Source organism: uncultured Thermanaerothrix sp. (assembly GCF_938028735.1).
In the GTDB taxonomy this organism is placed as follows: Bacteria; Chloroflexota; Anaerolineae; order Anaerolineales; family Anaerolineaceae; genus Thermanaerothrix.
Window position 1 is genome coordinate 1 of record NZ_CALIMF010000037.1, and the last position, 6,009, is coordinate 6,009.

General features: G+C 53.5%; 6 protein-coding genes. All 6 read left to right on the plus strand.

Annotated elements, in window-relative coordinates:
- Nucleotides 1–1,114 (plus strand): glycosyltransferase (locus Q0721_RS12270; protein WP_299030479.1); only part of this gene is annotated, 1,114 nt, incomplete at its 5' end.
- Nucleotides 1,095–2,243, plus strand: coding sequence for a glycosyltransferase family 4 protein (locus tag Q0721_RS12275; protein WP_299030482.1), 1,149 nt, complete (start codon nucleotides 1,095–1,097; stop codon nucleotides 2,241–2,243). The genes Q0721_RS12270 and Q0721_RS12275, both read left to right, overlap by 20 nt.
- Nucleotides 2,221–3,528, plus strand: coding sequence for an O-antigen ligase family protein (locus tag Q0721_RS12280; RefSeq protein ID WP_299030485.1), 1,308 nt, complete (start codon nucleotides 2,221–2,223; stop codon nucleotides 3,526–3,528). The genes Q0721_RS12275 and Q0721_RS12280 overlap by 23 nt, the downstream gene beginning before the upstream one ends.
- A gap of 959 nt (nucleotides 3,529–4,487) precedes the next feature.
- Entirely contained in the window at nucleotides 4,488–4,805 is a 318-nt protein-coding gene (locus Q0721_RS12285; RefSeq protein ID WP_299030488.1) for a class I SAM-dependent methyltransferase, read from the plus strand.
- Nucleotides 4,762–5,235, plus strand: coding sequence for a methyltransferase domain-containing protein (locus Q0721_RS12405; protein WP_366519222.1), 474 nt, complete (start codon nucleotides 4,762–4,764; stop codon nucleotides 5,233–5,235). Before Q0721_RS12285 ends, Q0721_RS12405 begins: the two co-directional genes overlap by 44 nt.
- Nucleotides 5,236–5,262: 27 nt before the next feature.
- The coding region (locus Q0721_RS12290) for a glycosyltransferase (RefSeq protein ID WP_299030491.1) at nucleotides 5,263–6,009 on the plus strand (747 nt) is incomplete at its 3' end.

A 6,009-nucleotide genomic window follows, 5' to 3' on the forward strand; every position in this document is an offset into this window, starting at 1 on the left:
GCACAAGCTGGAAAAACTAAAACCGATGCCTCTTGGACGGCTTGCAGATGAGCCGTTAGTTTCCGTTCTTATGCCGAACTACAACTACGGAAGATACATTGGAGAGGCGATTGAAAGTGTCCTTCGGCAGACCTATCAGCAGTGGGAACTAATTATCTGTGATGATGGCTCTACAGACAACTCGTGCGAAGTAGTGAAGAGGTACCAAGATAAAGATTCGCGGATAAAGTTGATTCAAAAGGAGAACGGTGGTATGGCGTCGGCACTAAATATTGCCTATAGAGAAAGCAGGGGGTCTATTATTTGTCTTCTTGATGCTGATGATGTTTTTCTTCCTACTAAATTTGAGACTGTTGTCGAGGCATTCAACTCACCTCCATTGCCTGGTTTCGTTACACACAGGATGCAAATTGTCTATGGCATCGACAAGAAGCCTGGGGTAGTTATTCCTATATTTACCCCTTTGGAACATGGGTACCTGGCCTCCAAGGTTTATAAGCGGGGGGGGAGATGGCGGTATATGCCAGCCAGTGCTATCTGTCTCCGCAGGGAAGTAGCTAACCTATTATTCCCCCTAGATGAGGGTCTTTTTCGTTCGGTGGCCGATGGTTATATATTTACACTTGCTGCAGTTGTAACTACGGTGAAATCGGTGGATAAGGTATTAAGTTTGTACCGGTTGCATGGAGCCAATTTTACCGGTGGAGCTGACCTATCCCCAGATAGCATTCGAATGACCATCCGGAATATTGAGCAAATTATAAGAGGCGTTAATAATCGTCTTCAAAGGATTGGTTTACCATTACTAGAAATCGATAAAAATCTAAACTACGTAGAACAAAAAACCTTCCTTTCGGTAGTTGAACCCAGCAGCGGTTTATTGGAAGGATTGCGGATGCTAATTAAACTAAGTGCAGCAACGTTAAAAGATGACCTGTATACCCCTTTGCAAAAGGTATGCGGGATTTTCGCTTATTGGAGTGCAGTTCTTTTACCAAAACGCCTGCGAGCGCGTTACATTAAAACATTTGTGGGTCCTTCGAGGTTAAAGGCGCTGATGAGGCGAATCTGGGATTTCCTCGGAGAAGTGGAAGATGCGCATAGCCATTTTTGACTATGAAGTTGTTTCCACCAATCCTGTTGGTTCCTGCCATCTTCGGATGCTTGAAGGGCTATGTAAGGAACATGAGTTTACTGTATTTGCAGTAGAGTTTGAAAACCCTTGCCCGGAGAGTATTCGCTTTGTGCGGATACCTGTGCCAACAAGACCGTTAGTGCTTCTTTTTATCGCTTATCACTTAGTAGCTCCTGTTGTTTACTTGCTATATCGTTTGAGTACAGGAACGCGGTTTGAGCTGATTCAAATGGTTGAGAGCAATGTGAGCTTTGGGAGCATCTCCTATACCCATTTCTGCCATCGCGCTTATCTGCGCCATCACTGGAAACAGTCAGGAGGGAAGGGACTGAGGGCCTGGCTTAGGTACTTGGACCACTGGTTGCATGCTCTGGTTGAGCCCCGGACGTTCCGGCGGGTTAGACACATCGTCGTGGCTTCCCGGGGTCTGAAGCAGGAGCTAGAGGAGACCTATCCTTTTACTCATGGAAAGGTGACGGTTATTTCCAATCATGTGGAACTTAGCCGCATGGCCCGGCCAGCTGGCTTTGATCGGGAGCGGTTTCGCAGGGGAAGAGGTGCAAGCGCGGAGGACGTTGTTTTCGCGTTTGTTGCCTTGGGTCACTTTGATCGAAAAGGGTTGGCCCTGGTGCTGGATGCCCTCCGCCTTTTGGCTGATTCGAGGGTTAAGCTCTGGGTGGTGGGAGGGGAGCCGGACTTAGTGGCGGCTTGGCAAGCTCGGGTCCAGGCCATGGGCCTAGCCGGCCAGGTAACTTTTTGGGGGATGCAGCGAGATGTACGGCCATTCCTTTGGGGGGCCGATGCATTTATCTTTCCTTCCATTTACGAGGGTTTCCCACTTGTGAGTTTGGAGGCCGCGGCGGCAGGACTGCCTCTCATCGTCACGCCAGTCCATGGGGTAGAGGAGTTCATGCGGGACGGGGAGGTTGGGTTCATCGTGGAGCACTGCACGACAGGGGTGTTAAAAGGGATCCAACGCTTCTTGGCACTCCCCTCTGCGGAGCGAGAGCGGATGGGCGCTCGTGCACAGAACAGTGTGGCGCGGTACAGCGTGGAGTCGTTTCTCCAGGCTTGGAGAGCGTTTTATGAGCGCGCGTTTTTGGGCTAAGGTGTGGGCCTTTTTAGTCTTGGGTTATGTCCTTTGGGGGCGCACGTTCGCCTACTTAGGAGTGCCTTCGCTGATGTTGTTCATCGGTGAGGTAGCTCTTGGGACGTTTATTTTCGCCAGGCCAGATCGGTTGTTGCGGCCCTGGCTCAGCTGGCTCTTAGGTCGAGGTCCCCGGTGTCTCGTGGCCATGGCATGGGCTCTCGTATTCTTTTTCTTTTACGGAGTCTTGCAAGCTTTGCGGGGATGGCTGATACTCGGGCATGAACCGATAGTGGTTCTCCAGAATTCGGTATTCAACATTTATCCGCTCCATATCTTTTGGGGCGTCTGGATCGGGCAGGCCCACGACGCCCTCCTCCGGTCCGTGCTGCGATGGCTATCATGGATTAATGGCATTTACGGCAGCCTCTATATTCTGGTCCTGAATCGGCTTGACCTGTCCCTTCCTTGGGCACCAAGCGTTCCCTTGTTCGGCCAGCCGGGCGGTTCAGCAGTGGCCTTGTTAGGTCTTTTGAGCCTAGAGCCTCGGCCGATGTGGTTTTGGCCTTTGCTACTGCTAAACCTTTTGGTGTTACTTGGGCTTCAGGTGCGCGGCGAGTGGCTTGCCTTCGGCCTCGGGCTTTTGATTTGGCTCGCTCTGCGTCGCGATCTATCACGCTTTGTACTCTTTGGAACGATGGTAATCCTAACACTGTTCTTGATGTATACCTTTGAGCTCCGCATTCCCGCACCCCAGCTAAGGGGAGGAGAAATATCGTTGCGGGGTGTAACAGCAAGAGTTCTCGCTCCGCTCAATGCCGAGGCAGCTGCGGAGCTGATTGGAGAGCAAGCCTACAGCCTGGCTGGTACTATTACGGGATGGCGGGTAGCTATGTGGCAGACCCTCTGGACTGAGGTTCATCGCGACAGTATGTCGGCTTTGCTTGGGCTTGGGTACGGCTATCCTCTTTACCGTTTGTTGGCCTTTCTTCCCGAGGGGAATCGGACGCCCCACAACGCTTTCTTTTATGCGTTGAGTTACGGGGGTTGGCTGGGGGCAATGTTTTTCTTTGCCTTTCAGTTTGCCCTTGGTTATACTATTTACAGAGCAACCATCCAAGTCCGGAATCCCTTCGGGTTAGCGCTGTGGATAGGCCTTTTTGCATCGGCTTTTTTTGGGAATTTTTTCGAGACGCCGTTCAATGCGGTTCCGTTTTACCTTCTAATGGGGTATAACCTGGCGCCATTGACTGAAAACCGTGCGCGTGGTAGCGTTTCACGCCCGCTGCCGACAGCCAGGCGGTGAGGACATGGTCTTTGGGGCGGAGGCGGGCCTGCGCAGGCGGCGGGGGCACGAAGTGGTGGTGCTCACCCTCCACAAGCGGGGACTGGAGGGCGTTCGCCTGTGACGGCGAGCGCGGATTAGCGTACGGAACTTCACAGGGTACCGCCGCGTGCGGGAAGCGATCGGGACAGGCGAGAACCACTTGGTGCGCATCCGTAGCGCTTTTGCTTTGTGATCTCCTCCGGTGGTTCATCCGGCCAGGGCAAAGTGCATCTCTGCGGTCGTGATACTTCACAGCTGGCTCCCTCCTTGCATTAACGCCCTTCTCTTCCGCCAAGACCGAGTTCATGAGGACTGTCTGGGTCTCACCTTCCGTAGGGGCAGCCAACAGCTGCTTGGGGGGAGCCGCGCTGCGAGTGCGGCAGGAGCGACGATCCTCACCGTGCATAGCGCATGGGGCACATGGGGCCTGCTGGACGGCTTCGTCGTGCCTGCGGAGGTTGCACGGCGGAAATATATCGGAGCGGGGTTCTCTCTAGGAAACTGGTGGTCAAGCGCAGTTTCGTTCCCTCGGACCCTGGGACGGGTCTCGGGCAAGGTGGGTATGTGCTCTTCCTAGGGCGCCTCTGCCCAGAAAAGGGAGTATGGACGCTCGCTAGAGCACGGGAATGCTTGGGTGGAAAGGCGCCCCTTGAGACTATGGGCAATGGTCCTTTGGCTGGAGAGGTACACCGGACGGCACCCCGTAGAAGGAGCCCGGAATGGGATGGGCTGGAGCCTAAATCTTAGGAAGAGGCCTACACCCCAGAGGGAGAAGGGGTCCTTAGTCTCGGTGTCTCGGAGTGATTACAAAACCTCCGGTCGGTTGCCGTAGAGACCTTCCATTACGGCCGCCTCGGCCTTTTGCAGTGGACTTTAGGCTACGGTCAATTAGTTAAGCGGAAGATTCGAACCAAAACAAAATCACGAGGGGGAAAGCTGTGGGTGAATTACTAACTCCTGCTAACTTGCTTTCCGACAAGGACTTTGAGAGGAGCTACACGGCTCATCACATCGGTTCCCTTCTGAGCGTACTAAGGCCACTGAAAAATAGGTTGAGTTCACCCGGACGTCTTCTGGACATCGGCTGCGGATTCGGAGGAATAGCTCTGACGATAAAGTCTTTCCTGGGGCTAGCTGAGGCTCACGGAGTTGACATCGACGAGAGCGCGGTAAAAGAGGCAGGTCGGCGAGGAGTTGTAGTATATAAATTGGATGCTGCTAGGGAGAAGCTGCCATATCCTGACGGTTTTTTTTGACTTGGTTACCTGTTTTGGTGTTTTAGATTATTTTCCAATCTTTGACTCCGTCATTATGGAAATTTACAGGGTTTTGAAGCTAGGCGGATATATGTGTGTCACACTTCCAAATTTGGCATCTTGGCATAACAGAATATGTCTTCTTATGCGTTATCAACCAAGAGATGTTGAGGTTAGCAGCAAATTCCTCGTTGGAGTCCATCCGTTCTACGCCAGGAGAGGAGACAAACCAGTAGGGCACATTCACACCGTCACCACAAGGGGTTTCCTTCAGCTCACGCAGCTTTTCGGATTCAGACCCGTCTGTCTGAGGGGTGCGGGGCCTGTCAGCAGGGACGGAATTCCGTCCTACTTGCGAATTATCGACAGGATGCTAAGCAAATCTCCATTCCTTGCCCGGAGGTTCGTATACCTTGCCGAGAAGAAGTAGTTGCATTTAGGATATAGGATATTCCTGATGTTCGACCTACAGAGCGTAACGGCGGTTATGAAAATAACCTTGGTCCATACTCACTACCAGCAACCCGGCGGAGAGGACGCCGTCTTTGAGGCCGAGAAGGCCCTGCTTGAGCGGATGGGCCACGAGGTCATCGCCTTGACGCTCCACAACCGGGACTTGGAGCACATGCCTCGCTCGCGGCAGGCAGCGATGACCGTGTGGAACAGAGCGGCTTACCGTGAGCTCCGGACGCTGAGTTGGGAACGTAGGCCCCAAGTAGTGCATATCCACAACACTTTTCCTTTAGCGTCTCCTGCCGTGATTCCTGCGGCCAAGGCGGAGAGAATCCCGGTGGTAATGACCCTTCACAACTACCGCCTTCTTTGCGCTAACGCCGTTTTCTTCCGCCAGGGTCGGGTGTGCGAAGAGTGCTTGGGCCGCCTCCCATGGCGGGGGCTGGTGTATGGCTGCTACGGGGCGAGCCGCACTGCGAGTGCCGTGGTGGCGACGATGCTCGCAGTGCACAGGGCGTGGGGTACCTGGGGCTTGGTGGATCGCTACGTCGTGCTTACGGAATTTGCACGGCAGAAGTTTATCCGGGCAGGGTTTCCCGCAGAGAAACTGGTGGTGAAGCCCAATTTCGTCGACCCAGACCCCGGGATGGGTGTTAGTCAAGGCAGGTATGCGCTCTTTGTGGGGCGGCTTTCCCCAGAAAAAGGAGTGAGGACGCTCCTCGGGGCCTGGAAGCGCTTGGATGGAAGGGTG